This is a genomic window from Aeromonas media, from assembly GCF_020423125.1.
Lineage (GTDB): Bacteria > Pseudomonadota > Gammaproteobacteria > Enterobacterales > Aeromonadaceae > Aeromonas > Aeromonas media.
Window position 1 is genome coordinate 3696967 of sequence record NZ_CP075564.1, and the last position, 23294, is coordinate 3720260.

Annotated in this window: 25 protein-coding genes; 17 read left to right on the forward strand and 8 right to left on the reverse strand. The window is 61.2% G+C overall.

All coding sequences use genetic code 11. The annotated features are described in order from the left end of the window. The first annotated feature begins 74 nt into the window (after nucleotides 1–74). From pcnB to KI797_RS17020, 5 genes are all read left to right on the forward strand, one after another. Nucleotides 75–1547 carry a polynucleotide adenylyltransferase PcnB gene (gene pcnB, locus KI797_RS17000; protein WP_226170259.1) on the forward strand — a complete coding sequence of 491 codons (1473 nt, stop codon included), beginning with the start codon at nucleotides 75–77 and terminating at the stop codon, nucleotides 1545–1547. Nucleotides 1548–1557: 10 nt separating this feature from the next. Further along, nucleotides 1558–2055 (forward strand): 2-amino-4-hydroxy-6-hydroxymethyldihydropteridine diphosphokinase, encoded by a 498-nt coding sequence (gene folK, locus KI797_RS17005; RefSeq protein ID WP_226170262.1) that lies wholly within the window; start codon nucleotides 1558–1560, stop codon nucleotides 2053–2055. A gap of 18 nt (nucleotides 2056–2073) precedes the next feature. Next, nucleotides 2074–2868 carry a 3-methyl-2-oxobutanoate hydroxymethyltransferase gene (gene panB / locus KI797_RS17010; RefSeq protein WP_043129674.1) on the forward strand — a complete coding sequence of 265 codons (795 nt, stop codon included), beginning with the start codon at nucleotides 2074–2076 and terminating at the stop codon, nucleotides 2866–2868. Between the two features lie 275 nt (nucleotides 2869–3143). Then, on the forward strand, nucleotides 3144–3998 hold the full coding sequence (gene panC, locus KI797_RS17015; protein WP_226170265.1) for a pantoate--beta-alanine ligase: 855 nt from the start codon (nucleotides 3144–3146) through the stop codon (nucleotides 3996–3998). Nucleotides 3999–4018: 20 nt separating this feature from the next. Continuing rightward, on the forward strand, nucleotides 4019–4366 hold the full coding sequence (locus tag KI797_RS17020) for a putative quinol monooxygenase (protein ID WP_025328197.1): 348 nt from the start codon (nucleotides 4019–4021) through the stop codon (nucleotides 4364–4366). Nucleotides 4367–4422: 56 nt separating this feature from the next. Here the strand turns inward: KI797_RS17020 and KI797_RS17025 are convergent, their stop codons facing one another. From KI797_RS17025 to hpt, 3 genes are all read right to left on the reverse strand, one after another. After that, nucleotides 4423–5196 carry an ABC transporter permease gene (locus KI797_RS17025; RefSeq protein WP_041205064.1) on the reverse strand — a complete coding sequence of 258 codons (774 nt, stop codon included), beginning with the start codon at nucleotides 5194–5196 and terminating at the stop codon, nucleotides 4423–4425. Further along, complete coding sequence (locus KI797_RS17030) at nucleotides 5193–6110, reverse strand: ABC transporter ATP-binding protein (protein ID WP_042648902.1); 918 nt, start codon at nucleotides 6108–6110, stop codon at nucleotides 5193–5195. Before KI797_RS17030 ends, KI797_RS17025 begins: the two co-directional genes overlap by 4 nt. Before the next feature lie 112 nt (nucleotides 6111–6222). After that, on the reverse strand, nucleotides 6223–6753 hold the full coding sequence (gene hpt / locus KI797_RS17035) for a hypoxanthine phosphoribosyltransferase (RefSeq protein ID WP_041205063.1): 531 nt from the start codon (nucleotides 6751–6753) through the stop codon (nucleotides 6223–6225). Between the two features lie 201 nt (nucleotides 6754–6954). Between hpt and KI797_RS17040 the strand changes: the two genes are divergently transcribed. Continuing rightward, complete coding sequence (locus KI797_RS17040; RefSeq protein WP_042648901.1) at nucleotides 6955–7569, forward strand: TetR/AcrR family transcriptional regulator; 615 nt, start codon at nucleotides 6955–6957, stop codon at nucleotides 7567–7569. 74 nt (nucleotides 7570–7643) lie between these two features. Here KI797_RS17040 and KI797_RS17045 read toward each other — a convergent pair whose 3' ends face one another. Together KI797_RS17045 and mpl are read right to left on the reverse strand one after the other, a co-directional pair. Then, nucleotides 7644–8255 carry a flavin prenyltransferase UbiX gene (locus KI797_RS17045; RefSeq protein ID WP_226170269.1) on the reverse strand — a complete coding sequence of 204 codons (612 nt, stop codon included), beginning with the start codon at nucleotides 8253–8255 and terminating at the stop codon, nucleotides 7644–7646. Further along, on the reverse strand, nucleotides 8252–9616 hold the full coding sequence (gene mpl, locus KI797_RS17050) for a UDP-N-acetylmuramate:L-alanyl-gamma-D-glutamyl-meso-diaminopimelate ligase (RefSeq protein ID WP_226170271.1): 1365 nt from the start codon (nucleotides 9614–9616) through the stop codon (nucleotides 8252–8254). Before mpl ends, KI797_RS17045 begins: the two co-directional genes overlap by 4 nt. A 235-nt stretch (nucleotides 9617–9851) precedes the next feature. Between mpl and ppa the strand changes: the two genes are divergently transcribed. Next, the gene (gene ppa / locus KI797_RS17055; protein ID WP_005329022.1) at nucleotides 9852–10382 is read left to right on the forward strand and encodes an inorganic diphosphatase; all 531 of its coding nucleotides are present in this window, start codon (nucleotides 9852–9854) and stop codon (nucleotides 10380–10382) included. 26 nt (nucleotides 10383–10408) lie between these two features. Here the strand turns inward: ppa and KI797_RS17060 are convergent, their stop codons facing one another. Further along, nucleotides 10409–10759 carry a hypothetical protein gene (locus tag KI797_RS17060; protein WP_182786371.1) on the reverse strand — a complete coding sequence of 117 codons (351 nt, stop codon included), beginning with the start codon at nucleotides 10757–10759 and terminating at the stop codon, nucleotides 10409–10411. A 123-nt stretch (nucleotides 10760–10882) separates the two neighbouring features. Between KI797_RS17060 and KI797_RS17065 the strand changes: the two genes are divergently transcribed. The 10 genes from KI797_RS17065 (at nucleotide 10883) to KI797_RS17110 (ending at nucleotide 20340) form a co-directional block, all read left to right on the forward strand. Continuing rightward, entirely contained in the window at nucleotides 10883–11761 is an 879-nt protein-coding gene (locus tag KI797_RS17065; RefSeq protein WP_041205060.1) for a hypothetical protein, read from the forward strand. Between the two features lie 219 nt (nucleotides 11762–11980). Beyond that, a complete protein-coding gene (locus tag KI797_RS17070; RefSeq protein WP_005329017.1) occupies nucleotides 11981–12523 on the forward strand; it encodes a YtfJ family protein in 543 nt (180 codons plus the stop codon). Nucleotides 12524–12566: 43 nt separating this feature from the next. Next, complete coding sequence (locus KI797_RS17075) at nucleotides 12567–12857, forward strand: hypothetical protein (protein WP_226170273.1); 291 nt, start codon at nucleotides 12567–12569, stop codon at nucleotides 12855–12857. Nucleotides 12858–12892: 35 nt separating this feature from the next. Further along, on the forward strand, nucleotides 12893–13468 hold the full coding sequence (locus KI797_RS17080) for a DUF2796 domain-containing protein (protein ID WP_226170274.1): 576 nt from the start codon (nucleotides 12893–12895) through the stop codon (nucleotides 13466–13468). A 4-nt stretch (nucleotides 13469–13472) separates the two neighbouring features. Continuing rightward, on the forward strand, nucleotides 13473–14159 hold the full coding sequence (locus KI797_RS17085) for an ABC transporter ATP-binding protein (RefSeq protein ID WP_226170276.1): 687 nt from the start codon (nucleotides 13473–13475) through the stop codon (nucleotides 14157–14159). 79 nt (nucleotides 14160–14238) lie between these two features. Beyond that, nucleotides 14239–15486, forward strand: a complete 1248-nt coding sequence (locus tag KI797_RS17090) for an ABC transporter permease (RefSeq protein WP_043129685.1) — start codon at nucleotides 14239–14241, stop codon at nucleotides 15484–15486. Nucleotides 15487–15520: 34 nt separating this feature from the next. After that, on the forward strand, nucleotides 15521–15997 hold the full coding sequence (locus tag KI797_RS17095) for a DUF3299 domain-containing protein (RefSeq protein WP_043129686.1): 477 nt from the start codon (nucleotides 15521–15523) through the stop codon (nucleotides 15995–15997). A 146-nt stretch (nucleotides 15998–16143) separates the two neighbouring features. After that, nucleotides 16144–16992, forward strand: coding sequence for a TIGR03899 family protein (locus tag KI797_RS17100; RefSeq protein ID WP_226170278.1), 849 nt, complete (start codon nucleotides 16144–16146; stop codon nucleotides 16990–16992). A gap of 259 nt (nucleotides 16993–17251) precedes the next feature. Further along, on the forward strand, nucleotides 17252–18880 hold the full coding sequence (locus tag KI797_RS17105; protein ID WP_226170281.1) for a methyl-accepting chemotaxis protein: 1629 nt from the start codon (nucleotides 17252–17254) through the stop codon (nucleotides 18878–18880). 479 nt (nucleotides 18881–19359) lie between these two features. Continuing rightward, nucleotides 19360–20340, forward strand: coding sequence for an IS5-like element IS5 family transposase (locus tag KI797_RS17110; protein WP_026141181.1), 981 nt, complete (start codon nucleotides 19360–19362; stop codon nucleotides 20338–20340). A 582-nt stretch (nucleotides 20341–20922) separates the two neighbouring features. Here KI797_RS17110 and cysC read toward each other — a convergent pair. Both cysC and KI797_RS17120 read right to left on the reverse strand, forming a co-directional pair. Then, nucleotides 20923–21516: an adenylyl-sulfate kinase gene (gene cysC, locus KI797_RS17115; RefSeq protein WP_226170283.1), complete on the reverse strand. Its 594-nt coding sequence runs from the start codon at nucleotides 21514–21516 to the stop codon at nucleotides 20923–20925. A 49-nt stretch (nucleotides 21517–21565) separates the two neighbouring features. After that, a complete protein-coding gene (locus KI797_RS17120) occupies nucleotides 21566–23290 on the reverse strand; it encodes an SLC13 family permease (RefSeq protein ID WP_005327678.1) in 1725 nt (574 codons plus the stop codon). Nucleotides 23291–23294: the final 4 nt, after the last annotated feature.

The following is a 23294-nucleotide window of genomic DNA, read 5'->3' on the forward strand; positions in this document are numbered from 1 at the left end:
CGCAGCGTTTCTCATTTGGTCGGGCCTGAGCTATGATAGGCCGCTATTTTTTGGCCTCCCGTCAATTTGAAGTCATGAAGAGGTGTACCATTTTTTCCCAGATCGCAAACTTTTGCCGCAAGGTGCTCGGCAAGGAAGACGGCGAGCAGTCGATAGAGTCTCCCATTCCAGCCCGTGTCGCAGGTCAACGCCGAACCTTGAGCCGTGACCAGCACCCCATCTCGCGCAAAGAGATCAGCGAGAATGCGCTCAAGGTGCTCTACCGCCTGAACAAGGGTGGCTACGAAGCCTACCTGGTGGGTGGCGGCGTCCGGGATATTCTGCTCGGGAAGACGCCAAAGGATTTCGACATCGCCACCGATGCGACGCCGGAGCAGATAAAGGCCTTGTTCAGCAACTGCCGCCTGATCGGCCGTCGTTTCCGCCTGGCCCACATCGTCTTTGGTCGTGACGTGATCGAAGTGGCTACCTTCCGTGGTCACCACCATCAGGTCAATACCAGCAAGCACGTGTCGGCCCAGTCGGATGAAGGCATGCTGCTGCGCGACAACGTCTACGGCACCATCGAAGAAGATGCCGAACGTCGCGACTTTACCGTCAACGCCCTCTATTACAGCGCCAAGGATTTCACCCTGCATGACTTCGAGGGTGGCATCGAGGATCTCGCCGAGCGCAAGCTGGTGCTGATCGGTGACCCCGAGACCCGCTACCGGGAAGATCCGGTGCGCATGCTGCGCGCCGTGCGCTTCGCCGCCAAGCTGGAGATGACCATCAGCCCGCGCACCGCCGCCCCCATCCGGGAACTGGCACCGCTGCTGCAGGACATTCCGGCCGCCCGTCTGTTCGAGGAAACCCTCAAGCTGTTCCTGGCCGGCGACGGTCTCGCCACCTACAAGCTGCTGCGGGAATACGGGCTGTTCCAGCCCCTGTTCCCCCAGGTCGCCGCCCTGTTTACGCCCAACGGCAACTCGCCCTACGAGCAGTTCATCGAGCTGGCGCTGATGGACACAGATACCCGGGTCCGTGAAGACAAACGCGTCACCCCGGCCTTCCTCTATGCCACCCTGCTGTGGGGCGCCGTCGAGGCCCGTGCCCGAGTGCTGGAAAACGAGAGCGGCCTGCCCTGGCACGACGCCTTCATGCTGGCCATCAACGAGGTGCTGGATGCCCAGGTGCGGATCATCGCCGTGCCGCGCCGCTTCACCACGGACGTGCGCGACATCTGGGCCCTGCAACAGCGCCTGACTCGTCGCCAGGGCCGTCACCCCGAGCGCGCCATGGAGCATCCGAAGTTCCGCGCTGCCTTTGACTTCCTGCTGCTGCGCAACCGGGTCGAGCGTGGCCTCGGCGAGCTGGCCAGCTGGTGGGAGCGCTATGTGGCCTCCAACCCGGATGTGCGTCCGCAACTGCAACGGGAAGCGACCCGCCGCCCGGCGAGCGGTGAACGTGCCCCGGCGGCCGAGCCGCGCGGAGACGGTGAGAAACGTGGCAGCAACAGCCGCAACCGCCGTCGCCCCCGTCGTCGCAAGCCGAAAGCGGCAGAATAAAGGCCACCCGATGATCGAGGTCTTCGTTGCCATCGGATCCAACCTGGGCAATCCCGTTGCCCAGGCCAGACAAGCCGTCGCCGCCCTGGGCAGGCTGCCGGAATCCGTATTGCAACAGGTCTCGCAGCTTTACGGCAGCCGCCCCATGGGCCCTGCGGATCAGCCCGACTACGTCAATGCCGTGGTGCGGCTTCATACCCGGCTCAGCCCCCTGGCTTTGCTGGACCAACTGCAGAAAATCGAGCGGGAACAGGGACGTGTGCGCAAGGACGAGCGTTGGGGTCCAAGAACCCTGGATCTGGATCTGCTGCTGTACGGCGAGCAAGTCATCCAGCATGAACGCCTGATCGTTCCCCACTACGGCATGAAGGAGCGGGAGTTCGTCCTGCTGCCCCTTGCCGAAATCGCCCCCGCCCTGGTGCTGCCCTGCGGCACCCCGCTCACCGAACTGGTTGCCCGCTGCCCGCGCAATGGTCTCGAGATCCTTGCCGATGCCACGGGTGAGTAGACGAGTAGGAGCAACGTAATGAGCAAGATCACCATCACCGACCTGCAGAAGATGAAGCAGGACGGACAAAAAATCACCGCCATCACCGCCTATGACGCCACCTTCGCCAAGCTGTTCGACGACGAAGGTGCCCAGGTGCTGCTCATCGGTGATTCCCTCGGCATGGTGCTGCAGGGAGGGGACGACACCCTGGCCGTCAGCATGGATGAGATGGTCTATCACACCCGCTGCGTGGTGCGCGGCGCCAGCAAGGCGCTGGTGGTGACCGACATGCCGTTCATGAGCTATGCCACTCCCGAGCAGACCTATCAGAACGCCGCCCGGCTGATGGCCGCCGGCGCCCGCATGGTGAAGATGGAAGGGGGCGACTGGCTCTGCGAGAGCATTCGCCACCTGACCCGCAACGGCGTGCCTGTCTGTGGTCACCTGGGCCTCACCCCGCAATCCGTCCACGTGTTTGGCGGCTTCAAGGTGCAGGGGCGCGACGAGTTCCACGCCCAGGAGATCTACCGCCAGGCCCTCGAGCTGCAGGCAGCTGGCATCCAGCTGCTGGTGCTCGAATGCGTGCCGGTCGCCCTGGCCGAGCGCATCAGCAAGGCGCTGCGCATCCCTGTCATCGGCATAGGCGCGGGCCCGGCCACCGATGGCCAGATCCTGGTGATGCACGACGCCTTTGGCATCACCTCCGGCTATGTGCCCAGGTTCACCAAGAACTTCCTGGCCGAGACCGGTGACATGCGCGCCGCCATCCGCCTCTATGTGCAGCAGGTGAGCGAGGGTACCTTCCCCGGTCCCGAGCACTGCTTCAACTGATTACTGGCCTCATGAACCGCAACGGGGGCTCGGCCCCCGTTTCGCATTCCTCTCTGGCCCATGTAATCCCTGTTTCTTTGACCCATTCGAAGGTGAACCGCTGATGATGTTGCTCGTGAACTATCCCGTGCCATCCACTCGGGTCCTTTCAATCCCTGTTTCCTTGACCCATCCGAAGGTGAACTGTTGGTGATGTTGCTCGTGAACTATCCCATGCCATCCACCCGGGTCCTTTCAATCCCTGTTTCCTTGACCCATCCGAAGGTGAACTGTTGATGTTGGTTGTGAACAATCCTGCCGCTCTGCGTGAACAGATCGGCCAGTGGCGCCGCGAAGGGCGCGCCATCGCATTCGTGCCCACCATGGGCAATCTGCACCAGGGCCATCTCACCCTGGTCGATGAGGCCCGCAGCCACGGCGAGAAGGTGGTCGTCAGCATCTTCGTCAACCCCTTGCAGTTCGACAAGGCCGAGGATCTCGCCAACTATCCCCGTACCCTGGAGCAGGATTGCGCCGCCCTCGAGGCCGCCGGCGTGGATCTGGTGTTCACCCCGACCCCGGAGATCATGTATCCCCACGGGCTGGCCAGCCAGACCTTCGTCGAGGTGCCGGGTCTCTCCAGCCTGCTGGAAGGAGCGTTGCGCCCGGGGCACTTCCGCGGTGTCAGCACCGTCGTCACCAAGCTGTTCAACCTGGTGCAACCCGACGTGGCCTGCTTCGGCCAGAAGGATTACCAGCAGCTGGCGCTCATTCGCAAGATGGTGGCCGACATGGCCATGCCAGTCGAGATAGTCGGCGTACCCACGGTGCGGGCCGAGGACGGGCTGGCCCTCTCCTCGCGCAACGGCTACCTGACCGCCGCCGAGCGGGCCCTGGCCCCCGAGCTCGCGCGCACCATGAACTGGATAGCCGAGCAGATAGAGGCGGGGAGCCATCACCTGCCCTCCCTGGTGGCCCAGGCCAGTCAGCGTCTCGACAACGCCGGATTCAGGACCGACGCCATCGACATCGTCGACGCCGACACCCTCGAATCGGCCAGCGCCGCCAGCAAGCGGCTGGTGATCCTGATGGCCGCGTATCTGGGCAAGGCCCGCCTTATCGACAATCGTGTCGTCACCCTTCAGGGTTGAGACACGGCAAGGAGACAAAGATGTCCAAGAAGGTTTATTGCATCGCCCAGTTCCTGCCCAAGCCGGGCAAGGAGCAGGCTCTGTTCCAGGTATTGCAGGGGCTGGAGCCCAACACCTTGAGGGAAGACGGCTGCCTGCAGTACAGAGTCACCCGCCACATTGCCAGCCCGTTTGCCGAGGGGGAGAGCTTCCCCATCGTCTTCAACGAGATCTGGCAAGACATGGCCAGCTTCGAGGCGCACTGCCAGCGCGCGGAGATCAAGGCCTTCTTCGAGCGTTACTGTCTGGCCGAGGATGGCCTGGCGGCCAAGTGGAACGTCTGCGTCTACAGCGACGAGCCGGCGGACTATGACGCCCCTGCCCTCTGAGGCAAACCTGGAACAAAGAAAAGGCGCCTTTCGGCGCCTTTTTCATGGGTAAAACCTCAGTGCCGTAGCCCGGTGCCGCGGGAGATGAGCCACCAGGCCAGCCCGTAGAGGGCGACGATGAAGCCGATGATGATGAGGTAGGCGGTGCCGAGCGGTACGTCGGAGATACCGAGGAAGCCGTAGCGGAACGCATTCACCATGTAGATGATGGGGTTCACCTGGGAGACCCCCTGCCAGAACGGCGGCAGCAGGCTGATGGAGTAGAAGACCCCCCCCAGATAGGTGAGCGGCGTCAGGATGAAGGTCGGAATGATGCTGATGTCATCGAACGACTTCGCGAACACGGCGTTGATGAGCCCCCCCAGGGAGAACAGGATCGAGGTCAGCAGCACGGTGAAGCAGACGCTGAACAGGTGGTGGATCTGCAGCGGCACGAAGAACAGCGACACCAGAGTGACGATGAGGCCGACACAGAGGCCCCGGGCCACGCCGCCGCCCACATAGCCGGCGATGATGATGTAGTTCGGTACCGGCGCCACCAGCAGCTCCTCCACGTTGCGTTGGAACTTGGCGCTGTAGAAGGAGGAGGCGACGTTGGAGTAGGAGTTGGTGATGACCGACATCATGATGAGACCGGGCACGATGAACTCCATGTAGCTGAAGCCCCCCATCTCACCGATGCGCGAGCCGATGAGGTTGCCGAAGATGACGAAGTAGAGGCTCATGGTGATGGCCGGCGGCACCAGGGTCTGGATCCAGATCCGGGTAAAGCGGCTCACTTCCTTGGCCAGTATGCTCTTGAAGGCGATGTAATAGGTCATGGGGTTCATGCTTTGCGACCCTCCTCTACCAGGTTGACGAACAGCTCTTCCAGCCGGTTTGCCTTGTTGCGCATGCTCAGCACCTTCACCCCCTGGGCGGAGAGCTGCTCGAACAGGCTGTTGAGGGACTGGCTCTTGTCCAGCTCCACCTCCAGGGTGTGCTCATCCTGCATGCGGCCGTTGAACTCGGGCAGGCTCGGCACGGCAGAGCCTGGCACCAGATCCAGCAGGAAGGTCTCCCGCCCCAGCTTGCCGAGCAGGCTCTTCATGCTGGTGTTCTCGATGAGGCGCCCCTTGTCGATGATGCCGATGTTGCGGCACAGCATCTCCGCCTCTTCCAGGTAGTGGGTGGTGAGTATGATGGTGACGCCCTGCTCGTTCAGATCCTTGAGGAAACTCCACATGGAGCGACGGATCTCGATGTCCACCCCGGCAGTCGGCTCATCCAGGATCAACAGTCTGGGCTCGTGCATCAGGGCACGGGCTATCATCAACCGGCGCTTCATGCCGCCGGAGAGGGTGCGAGCCGCCATGTCGCGCTTGTCCCACAGATCGAGCTGACGCAGGTATTTCTCGGCGCGCACCTTGGCCTCGGCCCTTGGCACGCCATAGAAACCGGCCTGGTGAGTCACTATCTGGCTCACCTTCTCGAACATGCTGAAGTTGAACTCCTGGGGCACCAGGCCGAGCTGGGCCTTGGCCAGCTCCAGATCGGTGTCGATGTCATGACCGAACACCTTGACCTTGCCGGCACTCTTGTTCACCAGCGAGCTGATCACGCCGATGGTGGTGGACTTGCCCGCCCCGTTCGGGCCGAGCAGGGCGAAGAAATCTCCCTGCTTGACGGTGAGATCTATGCCCTTGAGGGCTTCGACGCCCCCCTGATAGGTCTTCTTCAGACCGCTGATTTCCAATGCGTTCATTGCAACCCCTGTGATGGATGAGCCCATCTCGAGACAGAAAAGGCGGCTTTAGCGCCGCCTGAAGACAGTCGATGGCGGGCGGCCAAGCTGCCCTGCCACGTCCGAGCCTTGCTTACTCTTGCGGAACTACCTTGCCGATGAAGGGCAGATTACGGTACTTCTGGGCGTAGTCGATACCACAGCCCACCACGAACTCGTCCGGGATGGCGAAGCCAATCCAGTCTACCGGCACCTGGACCTCACGGCGGGACGGCTTGTCCAGCAGGGTGCAGATCGCCAGGGACTTTGGTTCGCGCAGGGAGAGGATCTCGCGCACCTTGTTGAGGGTGTAGCCGGTATCGATGATGTCCTCGACGATCACCACGTCCTTGCCTTTGATGTCGTCATCCAGATCCTTGAGGATGCGCACGTCACGGGTGCTGTGCATGCCGGAGCCATAGCTGGAGGCAGTCATAAAATCCAGGGTGATGGGCAGCTGGCACTGACGGCAGAGATCGGCCAGGAAGACGCAGGAACCGCGCAAGAGGCCAATCATCACGACTTCATCGGAGCCCTGGTAACGGGCGGTGATCTCTTCACCCAGTTTGGCGATCCGGGCGGCGACCTCGGCCTCGGAGATCATCACCTCGACGTTGTGTTTCATCACATACTCCAATAATGGCCAAAGGGTTATTGGCCGTTCATTAACATCAAAACCGATGATTCTACCACTCCAACCGGAAGGCGTCAGGCATACGTGATGCTTTTATCGGCTTATTTTAATTGATAGAGTTAGCAAGCCTTCGGGCATTATCGGTGACAATACTATAAACACCATAATCAATAACTATTAGATGAAAAAACTATGGAACCACGCGCAGAAATAAGACGTCGGACCCGGCTGTCGCCGGAGGCTCGTCGTGATCAATTGATGGAATGTGCCATCGAGGTATTTTCCCGTCGTGGCATTGGCCGCGCGGGACATGCCGAAATTGCCGAGCAGGCCAAAGTCTCGGTTGCCACCGTCTTCAATTATTTCAACACCCGTGAAGATCTGGTCGATGAAGTGCTGACCGAAATTGAAGGCTTTGTACAGCAGATCCTCGAGCAGGCTTATAACGGGCAGGGCTCGGTCAGGGACAGCATCCACCGCCATGTGAAGCTGTTCGTTGACGCCGCCTACGACAAACCGGACCACGCCAGTATCTGGCTGGAATGGAGTTCATCGGTACGGGAAGAGGTCTGGCCCCGTTACACCCGCCTGCTGGACAAGGCGTTGGAGCGCATCGCCCCCCACCTGCAAGCGGCTATGGACAGCGGCGAGATCCAGAGCGTGCTGTCGGCGCAGGATTTGGCCCGCTCCCTGACCGGATTTGGCTACGTCATGATGCAGATGATCAATCAGCCACAGCGCCCAAGCCGGGAAGAAGTGACCGATTTCCTGTTCAAGTACGTGACGGCCCCCCTTCAGGTGGCCTGATCCTCTTGCCAATAAAAACGGCGCCGACTGTTCAGGTCGGCGCCGTTTTTTTGTCTGTCTTCCACCTCGCTGACTCAGTGCTTGGCATAGCCCCAGCGGCGGGTCAGCTCGTGTTCGACGCCCAGATGATCCAGGATCCGCGCCACCATGAAGTCCACCAGATCCTCGATGCTCTTCGGCTCATGGTAGAACCCCGGCGCGGCGGGCATGATGGTCACCCCGAGCCGCGCCAGTTTCAGCATGTTCTCCAGATGGATCGCCGAGAAGGGGCTCTCGCGGGGTACCAGAATGAGCTGGCCGCGCTCCTTGATCACCACATCCGCCGCCCGCTCCAGCAGGTTGTCGGAGGTACCGTTGGCAATGGCCGAGACGGTGCCCATTGAGCAGGGGCAGACCACCATCTGCTTGGGCGCCGCCGAGCCGGAGGCCACCGGCGAGAACCACTCCTCCTTGCCGCAGGCGACGATCTGCCCATCAATGGCGCCGTACTGGCGACAGAGATAGGCGGAGAGCTCTTTCGGCGAGCCTGGCCACTCCTGCTGCTGCTCGGTCTTGAGCACCACCCGGGCGGCCGAGGAGGCGAGCAGGTAGACCCGGTAGTCCGCCTGCACCAGACACTGCAGCAGGCGCAGGGCGTAGGGGGCACCGGAGGCGCCGGTCAGCGCCAGGGTGATCTGCTTGTTCATGATGTGCCTTGCTTGAGGCGGGCGATCAGCTTGTCGTGAATGCCACCGAAGCCGCCGTTGCTCATGATCAGAATATGATCCCCCGCGCGGCTCTCGGCCACCAGGGCGCCGATCAGGAGCTCCAGATCGTCAAACACCTGCGCCGGACGGCTCATGTGGGCGGTCACCTCGCCGAGATCCCAGCCGATGTTCGACGGCTGGAAGAAGAACACCTCGTCAGCGCCATCGAAGCAGCCGGCCAGCTCCCCCTTGTGTACCCCCAGCTTCATGGTGTTGGAGCGCGGCTCCAGCACCGCCAGGATGCGGGCCTGACCCACCTTGGCGCGCAGGCCGCCGAGGGTGGTCTCGATGGCGGTGGGGTGGTGGGCGAAGTCGTCATAGACGCTGATGCCTGCCACCTCGCCCTTGAGTTCCATCCGCCGCTTGGGGGACTTGAACTGGCAGAGGGCGGCTATGCCGTGCTCCACCATGACACCGGCATGGCGGGCGGCAGCGATGGCCATCAGACCGTTGTTGACGTTGTGCTCGCCGATGCACTCCCAGTGCACCTCCCCCTGCTTGACGCCATCCAGCCACACCTCGAAGGCGGAGCCGTCGTCGGTCAGCTTGACCGCCTTCCACTTGGCGTCGTCCTGACCCACCAGCTCCACCTCGCTCCAGCAGCCCATTTTGCGCACGGCGGTGAGGTTGTCATCGGCCTGGGGGAACAGCACCCGGCCGTTGCTCGGCACGGTACGCATCAGGTGATGGAACTGGCGCTGGATGGCGGCGAGATCCGGGAAAATATCCGCGTGGTCGAACTCCAGGTTGTTCATCACCAGGGTACGCGGGTGGTAGTGAACGAACTTGGAGCGCTTGTCGAAGAAGGCGCAATCATACTCGTCCGCCTCGATGACGAAGAAGGGGGCGGAGCCCAGACGAGCGGAAACCGGGAAGTTGCCGGGCACACCGCCGATGAGGAAACCGGGCTCGAGTTTGGCATATTCCAGTACCCAGGCCAGCATGCTGGCGGTGGTGGTCTTGCCATGGGTGCCCGCGACGGCCAGTACCCAGCGATCCTGCAACACGTGTTCCAGCAGCCACTGGGGGCCAGAGATATAGGGCAGGTTGCGATCCAGCACATACTCCACACAAGGGTTGCCACGGCTCATGGCATTGCCGATCACCACCAGATCCGGCGCCGGATCGAGCTGGGACGGATCATAGCCCTCGGTCAACTCGATGCCTTGCTGCTCGAGCTGGGTGCTCATGGGGGGATAGACGTTGGCATCGGAGCCGGTGACTCGATAACCCAGCTGTTTTGCCAACACCGCCAGACCACCCATAAAGGTGCCGCAGATCCCGAGAATGTGAATATGCATACCGCTTCCTTTCGCAGTAAAGGGAAGTGCGCATTCTAGGGTCTGTTGACCCGGTGGCACAAGCCGCGACCATGGCAAGAGCGCTGTCGAGTCCGGCAAGGCGACAGAAATCGGACGGCACCAGGTTGCACGGCATCCGCCAGCACACTCCCCTGCCCGCGAAATATGGTCATTTGACGGGACATCGCTATAATGTCGGCCTGCAAACTTGACTCCAACACGCAAAGGAAACGTCATGAGCCTGAACCTGGTACCGGCTGGCAAGAGCCTGCCTGACGACATCTACGTCATCATCGAAATCCCGCAGAATGCCGACCCGATCAAATACGAAGTCGACAAGGACAGCGGTGCCATCTTCGTTGATCGCTTCATGTCCACCCCGATGTTCTACCCGTGCAACTACGGTTACGTGAACGCCACCCTGTCCCTGGACGGTGACCCCGTCGACGTGCTGGTGCCGACTCCCTACCCGCTGCTGGCCGGCTCCGTCATTCGCTGCCGTCCGGTTGGCGTGCTGAAGATGACCGACGAATCTGGCGAAGATGCCAAGATCGTGGCCGTTCCCCACTCCAAGCTGACCAAGCAGTACGATCACATCCAGGATGTGAACGATCTGCCCGAGCTGCTGAAAGCCCAGATCCAGCACTTCTTCGAGCGTTACAAAGAGCTGGAAGCTGGCAAGTGGGTCAAGGTGGAAGGGTGGGGCGACAAGGCTGCTGCCGAAGCCGAAATCCTGACTTCTGCCGAGCGTTACGCTGCCAAGTAAGCGTCTCTCTCGCAAAAAAAGGCGCCTTATGGCGCCTTTTTTATTGGCCGTTGCGGGGGCTGGTCTGGCGGATCCCCCTGGATATAGAGATCGCGCCCGTCCTGTCGATAGGGGCGGTAATAGTTGTCACCACAGCGATATTCCTGCCCGGCGCCCCCCACCAGATCGCAGTTGACCGGCAGCACCTCCAGCCACTTGATGGCCTGCTGGAACCGCAGCCACTCCTGCCATTCATGCTCTCGCGCCAGTTGATCCCGCAGGGCAAAGGTATCCGCCGTGGACATGCCCTGATTGACGATCACCTGGCCCGCCAGTGTCGGCAACGAGAGCAGCATCAGCAAAAACAATGAAACAGGCTTCATGGTTATTTCCGACATGACTTATTTCCCTGACTAAATTTACCGCTGGATCAGATAATTACCAATATCGTCATCACTAAACCAATCCAAATCCCGTCGGCTCACCTAGTTGTTTAGTATCACCCAGGCAGGATGCACACCATGAAACTGGCACAATGCCTGCTGTGGAGTCTACTCTTCGGCTCTGCTGCAGTGGCCAATGAGGTCAACATGAGCTGGCAGTGGCAATCCGCCGACGGCCAGCGCAAGCACCTGCAACTGACCACGGACGAGCGCGTCCTCTCTGCCAGCCGCCACGAGATGACGCAGCTCGATACCGCACTCAACTACCCGCTGGAGACCCTCTACTCCTACATCAGCCCCCGGCTCTACAACAGCATCAACCAGATCAACCACTACAGTCCCGAGACAGCCACCAAGTTTCGTGACCTGGAGCAGGCCTTTACCCTGCACGACAGCAGCCTCGAGTCCATCCAGTTCTGGCAAGCCTACCAGCAATACCAGGAGGATGCCTTCTACGAGATGCGGGTCTTGCCCTGCGTACACCCGGCCAATCGCAAGCTGCCCTGCGTGAGGCCCAACTACTCTCAGCTGTTCTACCAGTTCAAGGGGGATCTCAAACCCCTGGCAAGGCAATTTTCGGCCAAGGATCTGGCCACCAGCGTCAACCTGCTGCAGGAGTGGTTAAGCGGCATCCCCACCCCGTCCGAGCAGATGGATCACTTCGCTCCTCCCTTGCAGGCCCTGCAAGAAAACAAGGCTGACAGTGACGAGAAGGCGCTGCTGATGGCGAGCCTCCTGGCCGAGTTGGCACCGCAATACAACCTCAGCATCATCTATCCGGACATCAGCATCGGCAGCGTCTCGCCAGCCTGGCTTGCCATCACGGCCGACAGCGGGCTGGAAGGGGATACCCTGGTGATCGGCAACCAGCGCCACGTGCTGCTGACCGGCTCCCCCCTGCTGGCTCAGCAGATGACCATGGCCCAGATCCCCCTGATCAGCGAACCACTCTATTGAGTCCACTGTCTCAGCACATGGGCAATCAGTTGATTTTTATCGGCCTAATGCCATCCTTGCCGCCGTCATTCGCAGGTTCAAGACAGATTGATTCTGCGAACGGATAAATCCTCGCGTTTATTTAACACTTTTTAAACAGATCCGATCAGTTTAGGATGTTCAGGGTCCCATTCCCTCGATCCCAAAATCGTTATAACATCACAAAGGAGTGTCATACGGATGAAACATCTCGTACTTACCCTGGCGCTGCTGCCAACCCTGGTTCTGGCCCACAACATCAAGGAGTCGACCCAGGTACCGCTGGTCAACATCGGCGACAAGGGTGAGCTGGTGCTGAAGGATAAAGAGGTCAGCTATCAGCCCTGGCAAAGCAAGGTACTGACCGGCAAAGTCTTTCTGATACAGCATATCGCGGGTCGCTCCAGTGCCAAGGAGCTGAACGCCCCCATGATCGAGGCGATCAAGGCGGCCAAGCTGCCCCATGACAAGTACCAGACGGTCACCATCATCAACAGCAATGACGCCATCTGGGGCACCTCCGGCTTTGTGAAGAGCAGCGCCGAAGACAGCAAGAAAGAGTTCCCCTGGTCCGCCATGGTGCTGGATGCCAAGGGCATGGCCCGCAACGCCTGGGATCTGGCGCCGGAAAGTTCGGCCATCATAGTGCTGGATAAAGAGGGCAAGGTGCTGTTTGCCAAAGATGGCCAGCTCGCTGCCACCGAGATAACCAAGGTGATGGGGCTCATCCAGTCCCATCTCTGAATCAGAGAGAAGGGCGCTGATGGCGCCCTTTCCATAAGGGTCTATGGGTCGTACCACGTTGACAATCTGGATGTTGCTGCTGGGCTGGTTGTGGATGCAACCGGCGCTGGCACAGCATCCGCTCGAAGCCGACCTGCCCGAACATAACCATGCCTGCACTCTCTGCGCCCTGCATCTGGATGGCAAGCTGGCACTCACCCCGCCCCCCCTTGTCCCGACCCAGTCCTCTGTCATCGAGCTGTTTATCGGCACCACCTTGCCAACCGTCACCACCACGACGTCAGGCCATAGCCGCATCAGAGCCCCGCCATACCTTCATCGTTCCTTCCGTTGAATCAGTTTCTTATCAATTTTTCAAAAGGATTAACGATGAAAGCAGTCACCCTGTTGCTGGCCGCAGCCGCTTTCGGCGCCCAGGCAAATCACGACGAACACGAGAGTCACAGCCATGGTGCCCACGAGCACGGCCATGGCCACCTCAATCTGGTGGTGGATGGCAACCAGCTGATGATCGAGCTGCAGGCCCCCGCAGCCGACCTGGTGGGCTTCGAACACGCCGCCAAGAGCGATGAAGATAAGGCGCAACACGCCAGGGCCGTGGCCCGCATCCAGCAACCCGACATCCTGTTTCGCCTCGACCCGGCCGCCGGCTGCAAGCTGACCCAGCAGGAGTTGCAAGCCGCCAAAGAGGATCACGACCATGAGCATGACCATGACCATGACAAGGCTGCCAGCGAGCATGATGAGCACCACGATGAGGCGGGCCATGCGGACCTAGGGGCCATGTATACCTACACCTGCGCCACCCCGGCCAAACTCAATGGTCTTGAAGCCACCCTGTTTGCCGTCTATCCGAGCCTGGAGAAGCTGAGCGTGCAGGGGATCCTGCCCACCGGCCAGACTGCGGCCGAGCTGACCCCGTCCGCCAACAAGCTGAGCTGGTAACGCCATGAAAAACGCCGTGGTTGAGATCTGCGATCTGGCCTTTGCCTGGCCAGGTGGCGACGCTGTACTCGATCTGCCCGCCCTGCGCATCCGCGAGGGGGAACGGGTGTTTATCAAGGGCCCGTCGGGCTGTGGCAAATCCACCCTGCTCGGCTTGCTTGCCGGGATCCAGACCGCCAACCACGGCACCCTGGAGGTGCTGGGCCAACCATTGGCCCGGCTTTCCGGCCGCGCCCGTGACCAGTTCCGGGCGGCCAATCTGGGGTACATCTTCCAGCAGTTCAATCTGCTGCCGTTTCTATCGGTGCAGGACAACGTCACCGCTGCCCTCACCTTCTCGCCCGCCAAGCGGGCCCGCCTGAAAGGAAGCCCGGAACAGGAGGCGCGCCGCCTGCTGGCTGAGCTGCAACTGCCGGACGAGGCGCTGCATCGCCCCGTTCACGCCCTCAGCATCGGCCAGCAACAGCGGGTCGCCGCCGCCCGGGCGCTGATCGGCTCGCCGCCGCTGGTGATCGCCGACGAACCAACCTCGGCCCTGGATACCGACAACAGAGCCGCCTTCATCAAGCTGCTCTTCGAGGAGTGCGACAAGCAGGGCTCGACCCTGATCTTCGTCAGCCACGACCCCTATCTGGAGCCCCTCTTCCCACGGGTAGAGAACCTGCAACTGCTCAACCGGAGGGCCGCATGATGAACACCGCAGATAAGGGCCTCTGTCCGGCCATGCCGGGAAGCCATGACCTCCTCTTCCCCCTGGGCTGGAGGAGCATATGCTGAAACTCGCCCTGCAAAGCCTCTGGGCCCGTCGCCTCACCGCCGGACTTACCCTGCTGGCCGTCGCCATCAGCGTCACCCTGCTGCTCGGGGTGGAGCGGGTGCGCAGCCAGGCGCGCGAGAGCTTCTCCAATACCGTTTCGGGTACCGATCTCATCGTCGGCGCCCGCTCCGGTCAGGTGAACCTGCTGCTCTACTCGGTGTTTCGCATCGGCAATCCCACCAACAACGTGGGTTGGGACTCCTACCAGGCCATCAAGACAAAGCCTGGCGTCGCCTGGACCATCCCCTTGTCACTCGGTGACTCCCACAAGGGGTTCAGGGTGCTCGGCACCAACGGCGACTACTTCACCCATCTGAAGTACGGCCAGCAGCAGTCCCTGCAACTGCGCGAGGGGCGCCCGTTCGAGACGCCGTTCGAGGCGGTGCTCGGCGCCCAGGTGGCACAGAAGCTGGGCTACAAACTGGACCAGCCCATCGTCATCGCCCACGGCGCCGGCAACACCTCGTTCAGCCAGCACGACAACCTGCCGTTCAAGGTGGTGGGGATACTGGCACCGACCGGCACGCCCATCGATCGCACCATCCATGTGCCGCTGGCGGGGATAGAGGCTATCCACCTTGGCTGGGACACCGGCCGTCACAGCAAGAACGTCACCCCGGAGCAGGCGCTGGCACTGGATCTCACCCCGAAAACCATCACCGCCTTTATGGTGGGCCTGAGCAACCGCATTCTGGCGTTCCAGCTGCAGCGGGGCATCAACACCTACCCCAGGGAGCCGCTGATGGCCATCCTGCCCGGAGCCGCCTTGCAGGAACTGTGGAGCCTGATGAGCGTGGCGGAGACGGCGCTGTCGGTCATCGCGGGCTTCGTGGTGGTGGCGGGCCTCATCGGCATGCTGACCACCTTGCTGGCGGGGCTCAACGAGCGGCGCCGCGAGCTCGCCATATTGAGATCCCTGGGCGCGGGCCCGGCCCACCTGTTCCTGCTGCTGGCGCTGGAGGCGATGGCGCTGACCACCCTCGGCATCGCCCTCGGGGTAGCCGTGCTCTATCTCGGCCAGGGGCTTGCCACCCCCTGGCTGCTCAGCCACTATGGCCTGCAATTGAGCCTGGGGCTGCCGAACGCCTATGAGTGGCAGTTGCTGGGGCTGGTGTGGCTGGCAGGCATGGTGATCGGTCTGCTCCCCGCAGCCCGCGCTTATCGTTACAGCCTGAGTGATGGCATGAGCATTCGCATCTAGCGACATGCCGCATAAAAAATTGAGAGAAGGACAGATGATGAAGTGGAAGATAGTGGCGCTGCTGGCAAGCCTGCTGGTACTGCCTGCCATGGCCGCCGATTACAAGACCATCGACTGGGATGTGCTCATTCCCGAAGGTGAGAAGCTGCTTCCCCCGCCCCAGGTGAGCCACGACGGCGACCTTTCCTCGGTGCCACAGCCGGTGGGGGGCGTAAACAAGAAGCTGGACAATCAGGAGGTGCGGATCCCCGGCTTCGTGGTGCCGCTGGAGGGGGATGCCAAGACCATCACAGCCTTCCTGCTGGTGCCCTACTTCGGCGCCTGCATCCACGTGCCGCCGCCCCCCACCAACCAGGTGATCTACGTGAGCTACCCCAAGGGAGCACCGGTGGACGATCTCTGGGACGCCATCTGGGTCAAGGGCAAGATGCACACCGTCAGCTCCAGTCACGAGATGGCCACCGCCTCCTACTCCATGGAGGCGGTCGAGGTCAGCGTCTACGAAGAGTAAGCCATGCCGATGGCCTCCTGCGGGAGGCCATTTTTTTATCCTGAACCCATACCCTGAACCCCATGACGCCGTGCCCGCCTGAGGGATTGTTCATGGGCCCGGTTGGAGTAACATTCAATACCAGACCCTGCGATCACGGAGCCAGCATGGCTGACCTGCCCCCCAAGAAAGAGAGTGCCATCCTGAGCAGCCAGGAGCAGACCCTGCGCCTGGCCCGCAGTCGCGGCATAGACGGCATGCTGACCCGCAACAGCGACAGCACCTTCGAACAGCGCGCCACCTTCCGCCATCTGGCGGATCAGGCCGCCCGCCAGCGCAACCTGGAAGCCATCATGGTAATGGCCGCCCGCCACTGCGAAGAGACGGCGGCCGGCGGCGAGATGGACAGCGACTGGCTGACCCGCTTCCTGCAACTGGCCGAAGACATCAGCATGGTGCCCATGCAGCAACTGTGGGGGCGGATCTTTGCCCTGGAGGTCGCGACCCCCGGTCGCTTCTCCATCCGTGCCCTCAACACCCTCAAGGAGATGACCCAGCGCGAAGCCCAGCTGTTCCAGCGGATCTGTGCCCTCTCCTGTCACTACGAGGGCAGCGACGAGCAACGCCTGCTGCTGGGCATGCACAAGGGGGCCGGCCTGCTCAGCCGCGCCAGGGTCACCCGCATGGGGCTTGGCAAATACCGGGTCCCCTACAGCGCCCTGCTGCTGCTGTGTGATCTCGGCCTGCTGCACCGCGGCGAATTGGAATCCGGCCCCCTGCCTGCGGACGGGGTCGAGCTGGCCTTCGGCAATCAGCGCTGGCGCCTGCGCCAGCGCCAGAGCAACCTCACTCTGCTCTATTACCGTCTCACCCCCATCGGCAACGAACTTGCCCTGCTGCTGGAAGAGCCACCGCTGGAGGAGTACCTGCAGGACTTGAAGACCCTGCTCTCCACCCACCTGCAGATAGAGACCCTGATGCTGGCCCCGGCCGGCGAGCCTGATCTCCCCAGCTGATCCCGGCGGGGCCCCGGCCCCGCCTTGCTAAATTGCGAAACTCGTCAGGCCGTTGCCAAAACGGCTCCCAAAAAGCGAATCGATTCAGCAGGTGGAGACGCTGGCCCGGATCGTTTTCGTCCATCCCCAGGTTTTGGGCAAATAAGATGCATTTTGCACGTAATTTAAGCGATTCCTGGCACTCTGGTGCACGGCTTGCAATGGGACTACTAGTCCCAAATTGTCGGGACTCATCATCCCACCACAGTCGGAAGCCGCCATGAGAGTCAACCAGCCCGTTACCCAGCGTGAACGCCTCTACCCGGCGCATCAGAACCTGATCTCCACCACGGATCTGGAGAGCCGCATCACCTATGCCAACGACGAGTTCTGCCAGATAGCCGGCTTCACCCTGGAGGAGCTGCAGGGATCACCGCACAACCTGGTCCGCCACCCCGACATGCCACCCCAGGCCTTCGCCGACATGTGGCGCCATCTGTGGGAAGGCAAGAGCTGGATGGGCCCGGTCAAGAACCGCTGCAAGAACGGGGATCACTACTGGGTCAATGCCTTCGTGACCCCCATCCAGGATGCGAGCGGCAAGGTGGTGGAGTACCAGTCGGTACGCACGGCGCCGGATGACGCAGTGAAGCAGCGCTCGGAGCGGGTCTATGAGGAGATGCGCAGCGGCAAGACCCCGCGGGCCCTGCGCCTGCCCCCCTTCTCCCACACGCTCGCGCTCACTCTCTGCCTGCTGCCTTGTCTGGCGGCCCTGGTGGCTCTGGGCTATCAGCACGGCCCTGGCTGGCCTCTTCTGCTCGGCGCCCTCTCCCTGATGCTGGCGCTCGCCATCAACCAGACCCTGTCTCGCCGCCTCGCGCGGCTGGATACCTTGGCCCGCAGCCGCTTCGACAACCCCTTGATGCAGCTGATCTACACAGGCCGGGTCGATCGCCTCGCCGCCGTCGAGCTCGCCATGCAGATGAATCAGGCGGAGTTCAACGCGGTGCTGGCCCGCACCCAGCAGACCTGCCAGCAGATCCTGACATCCGCCCAGACGGATCTGCACAACGCCGAGACCATCACCGACAACCTGCAGCAACAGCAGGCCCAGACCAACCAGATGGCGACCGCCATCACCCAGATGGCGGAGTCCATCCGCGAGGTCTCCCACAGCTCGACCGCCGCCTCCGATCGGCTGGACGAGACCGCCGATCTGTTCAGGGAGGGCAACCGCAGTGTGCTTGATACCGTGGCGGCGGTGGAAGGAGTGCACGGCGAGCTGATCACCTCCCGCGCCGTGATAGAGGCGCTGGCCAGCCAGTGTCGGGCCATCGACGGCATCCTGGACGTCATCAACAACATCGCGAACCAGACCAACCTGCTGGCCCTCAACGCCGCCATCGAGGCCGCCCGTGCTGGCGAGGCGGGTCGCGGCTTCTCGGTGGTGGCGGACGAGATCCGCACCCTGGCCATCAAGACCCAATCCTCCACAGGCGAGATCCAGAAGATGATCACCCTGCTGCAGGGCAGTGCCGTGGATGCGGAGCAGGCCATGGCGCAGGGGGAGCGGCTCTCCGCCAGCTGCCGCCTCAAGGCCGCCGCCACCGGCGACGTGCTGCAACAGATCAGCGATCGCCTGCTGCAGGTGGCCGCCGGCAGCAACCAGATAGCCCAGGCGGTGCAGGAGCAATCCCAGGTCACCGCCGACATAGACCGCAGCGTGCTCAGCATCAAGACCCTGGCCGACGACTCCAGCCTGGGCAGCCGCCACGCCGTGCAGGGCATAGTCCAGCTGGTGCGCCAACTCGGCGAACTGGATCGGCTGGTACGCCAGTTCCAGCAGCATCCCGCTGCACATACCGTCAGTACGTCCTTGCCTGATGGCCAACCCCTGCTGGCACGCTAAGCCTTCACGGAGGAAAGCAAACCCCATATTAAAGACCGTGCGCTAATACAAAAAAGCATGGGCCCCGTCTCGTGAGAGACGGGGCCCATCGACATTATGAGGCTGGGGCAGCACCCTAGATCCAGCTCCACTGTTACGGGGCGGCCAGCCACTTATCCCCCCCGCTGCCACCGGCTTACCCTTGCCGCGTTTTGAATGGCTGCTGCGCGACACGGCACTCAACAGGGTGATCGCCCCGATTTCACTACCCTGCTCTGATGCGCTGCCGATGCTGAGACACCCATCCCCACCGACTTATTAATAAATTTGTTGATCTTGCCCAGAAAACACCCCTCTCCCACTTCTATCCCCAGCCCCGTTCGGTAACATTGTCATCAGAACCACCTCTTGTCGGAGTCAGCCATGAGCCAGGGAAGGTGCGAACAAGTCCCTGATATGAGATCATGTTTGTCATCTGGAGCCATGGAACAGGGTTCATCATGAGTCATCAACTTACCTTCGCCGACAGTGAATTCAGCAGTAAGCGCCGTCAGACCAGAAAAGAGATTTTCTTGTCCCGCATGGAGCAGATTCTGCCATGGCAAAACATGGTGGAAGTCATCGAGCCGTTTTATCCCAAAGCCGGTAATGGTCGTCGGCCCTATCCGCTGGAAACCATGCTGCGCATTCACTGCATGCAGCATTGGTACAACCTGAGCGATGGCGCGATGGAAGATGCTCTGTACGAAATCGCCTCCATCCGTCTGTTTGCCCGGTTATCCCTGGATAGCGCCTTGCCGGACCGCACCACCATCATGAATTTCCGCCACCTGCTGGAGCAGCATCAACTGGCCCGCCAATTGTTCAAGACCATCAATCGCTGGCTGGCCGAAGCAGGCGTCATGATGACTCAAGGCACCTTGGTCGATGCCACCATCATTGAGGCACCCAGCTCGACCAAGAACAAAGAGCAGCAACGCGATCCGCAGATGCATCAGACCAAGAAAGGCAATCAGTGGCACTTTGGCATGAAGGCCCACATTGGTGTCGATGCCAAGAGTGGCCTGACCCACAGCCTAGTCACCACCGCGGCCAACGAGCATGACCTCAATCAGCTGGGTAATCTGCTGCATGGAGAGGAGCAATTTGTCTCAGCCGATGCCGGCTACCAAGGGGCGCCACAGCGCGAGGAGCTGGCTGAGGTGGATGTGGACTGGCTGATCGCCGAGCGCCCCGGCAAGGTAAGAACCTTGAAACAGCATCCACGCAAGAACAAAACGGCCATCAACATCGAATACATGAAAGCCAGCATCCGGGCCAAGGTGGAGCACCCATTTCGCATCATCAAGCGACAGTTCGGCTTCGTGAAAGCCAGATACAAGGGGTTGCTGAAAAACGATAACCAACTGGCGATGTTATTCACGCTGGCCAACCTGTTTCGGGCGGACCAAATGATACGTCAGTGGGAGAGATCTCACTAAAAACTGGGAATAACGCCTTAAATGGCGAAGAAACGGTCTAAATAGGCTGATTCAAGGCATTTACGGGAGAAAAGATCGGCTCAAACTGAAAAAATGAAATGACTGAGTCAGCCGAGAAGAATTTCCCCGCTTATTCGCACCTTCCTTAGACGAGGATGAACTTCCCTTTATCAAACGCTACGCTTTTCAAGATGAAAAGGAATTCAGGATATTTTGGGGTTCTAAAAAAACATCAGCAAAAACATATAGACTAAATGTTCCGTTGATTGCAATAAACAGAATAATTTTGAGTCCTTGGCTTCCGATTGAAGTCGTAGAACATGTTAAAGCAACACTAAAATCAATGCCTGGGTGCAAATCATTAAAAATTTATAAGTCAAGCTTAGTGGAAAACGACCAATGGAAGAGTTTCGCAATGAAAAAAGACATAACAAGTAAAGCGAGCGTGACAGGATAGTATGACACTCACCTTTTTATGTGCTTAAGCAAAGAACCGCTGACGACAAGGGAAATAGCCGGCAAGCAATAAACAAGGGGGCCAAGGCCCCCTCTGCTATGAATGATCGGCGGATAACATGGGCATCAATCGATTAACCCCCGCAGCCGCAGGGCGGTCAGCAATTCATCCACCAGCACTGCCACCGGCTTGCCGGCGTTCAGCAGATGGATTTCCGGCTGTTCGGGGGCCTCGTAGGCGGAGTCGATGCCGGTGAAATTACTGATCTCCCCCGCCCGCGCCTTTTTGTAGAGCCCCTTGGGGTCGCGCTCTTCGCAGACGGCGAGCGGCGCATCCACAAACACCTCGACAAACTCGTCGGCGCCCAGGAGGTTTCGCACCAGAGCCCGCTCGGCACGGAACGGCGAGATAAAGGCGGTGAGCACGATAAGCCCTGCATCCACCATGAGTTTCGCCACCTCGCCGACCCGGCGGATATTCTCCTGACGGGCGGCGTCATCGAAGCCGAGATCGCCGCACAGGCCGTGGCGCACATTGTCCCCATCCAGCAGATAGGTGTGCTTGCCTTGCGCCGCCAGCGCCTGCTCCAGGGCCCCCGCCAGGGTGGACTTGCCCGCCCCGGAGAGCCCGGTGAACCAGATCACCAGGGGCTTTTGCCCCTTCTGATCTGCCCGGCTCTCTTTGTCGACGGCATGGGCATGCCACACGATATTGCTCATTCAAACTCCTTGCGAGGCATCAGGGCCCCAAAACGAAGAGGGTTGCGCCTTAAAACGGAAACAGCAGGGGCACCATGACGATCACCCCGATGCTGTAGGCCAGGGAGACAGGCACCGCCAGCTTGAGGTAGTCCGGCATCTTGTAGTTGCCCGCCGCATAGACCATGAGGTTGGTCTGGTAGCCGTAGGGCAGTATAAAGCTGGAGCTGGCCCCGAACAGCACCGCCAGGATGAACGGCATGGTGGAGACGTCCATGCTGAGCGCCAGCTGGTAGCCCATGGGGAAGGCCAGGGCCGCGGCGGCGTTGTTGCTCATCAGCTCGGTCAGCACCAGGGTGAACAGGTAGATGCCGATAAAGGCGATGATGGGGCTAGAGCCGTTGAACTCCCCCATCAGCCAGTCGGCAATCAACCTGGCCAGCCCGCTCTTCTCCAGCTGATCCGCGATGGCCAGCGCCCCGCCCACCACCAGCCAGATGTCCAGCGGAAAGCGGCGACGGATCTCGTCCAGGGTCAGGATACGGGTGAGCAGCAGCGCCACCAGCATCAGCAGCAAGCCCTTGAACAGCGGCACCAGATCGAACACCGAGAGCGCCAGCACCCCGAGAAAGCCCAGCACCACGGCGGCGCTGCGCTTGCCATCGAGGCGGGTGGAGGCTTCCAGCCCGCTCACCACCACGAACTCCCGGGAGAGGGACTTGTTGCCCGCAAACTTGGGGCCGGGGGCCAGCAGCAGGGTATCACCGGCGTGCAGTTCAATCTGGCCGAGGCCGCCAGTGAGCTGGGTCTCGCCCCGGCGCACCGCCAGCACCACCGCATCGAAGTGGGTGCGAAACTCCGCATCCTTGATGGTCTGACCCACCAGGCGCGAGCTGTGGCTGACGATCACCTCCACCAGATGCTGGCCGTTGAGGCGGTGCTGGCCGTAGAGATCCAGCCCCTTGAGCTCCTGCAACACGCCGACACTCTCCACGTCGCCGCAAAACAGCAGCATGTCCCCTTCGTGCAGCTCATGCTCCGGCTGCACCGGGCAGATCACCTGATCGCCGCGGATGATCTCGGCAAGATAAAGGCTTTTCAGGCTGCGCAGGCCGTTCTCCTTGACGCTGCGCCCGGCCATGGGGGAACCGGGGCCCACCTTGGCCTCGAGAAAGTAGCCGGATTCCCGGCTCATCTCGGTGTCCTGCTCCGGCAGGTGACGGGCAAACAGCAACACGGCGACCAGGCCGGTCAGCAATGTCCCTGCTCCCACCATAAAGAAGTCGAACATACCGAGCGGCGGCGCCCCCATCTTGATGAGGAAGCTGTTGACGATGAGATTGGTGGAGGTGCCGATCAGGGTCAGCACGCCGCCAAAGGTCGCCGCGAAGCACATGGGCAGCAGCAGCCGGGAGGGCGCATGGTTGGGGTTGCGTTTGACCGCCCCCAGCATGGAGGCCACCACGGCGGTGTTGTTGACGAAGGCCGACAGGAAGGCGGTGGAGAACCACACCTTCACCAGCACCTTGTTGAAGGAGCCGGTGCCCACCAGGTTGGCGAACCAGCTCATGACCCGGGTCTTCTCCACCGCGAGCGACACCAGCAGCAGCAACACTAGGGTCAGCAGGGCGCTGTTGGTGTAACCCGCCACCACGGCGTTGATGTCCGCCAGGCCGCTCAGATAGGTGATGAGCACGGCGCCCGAGAAGAGCAGCGCCGGCCGGAGTTTGCCCTGGATCAGCAGGGCGACGAGGGCAGCCAGCAGACCCAGCACCAGGGATTGTTGCCAGGTCATGGGC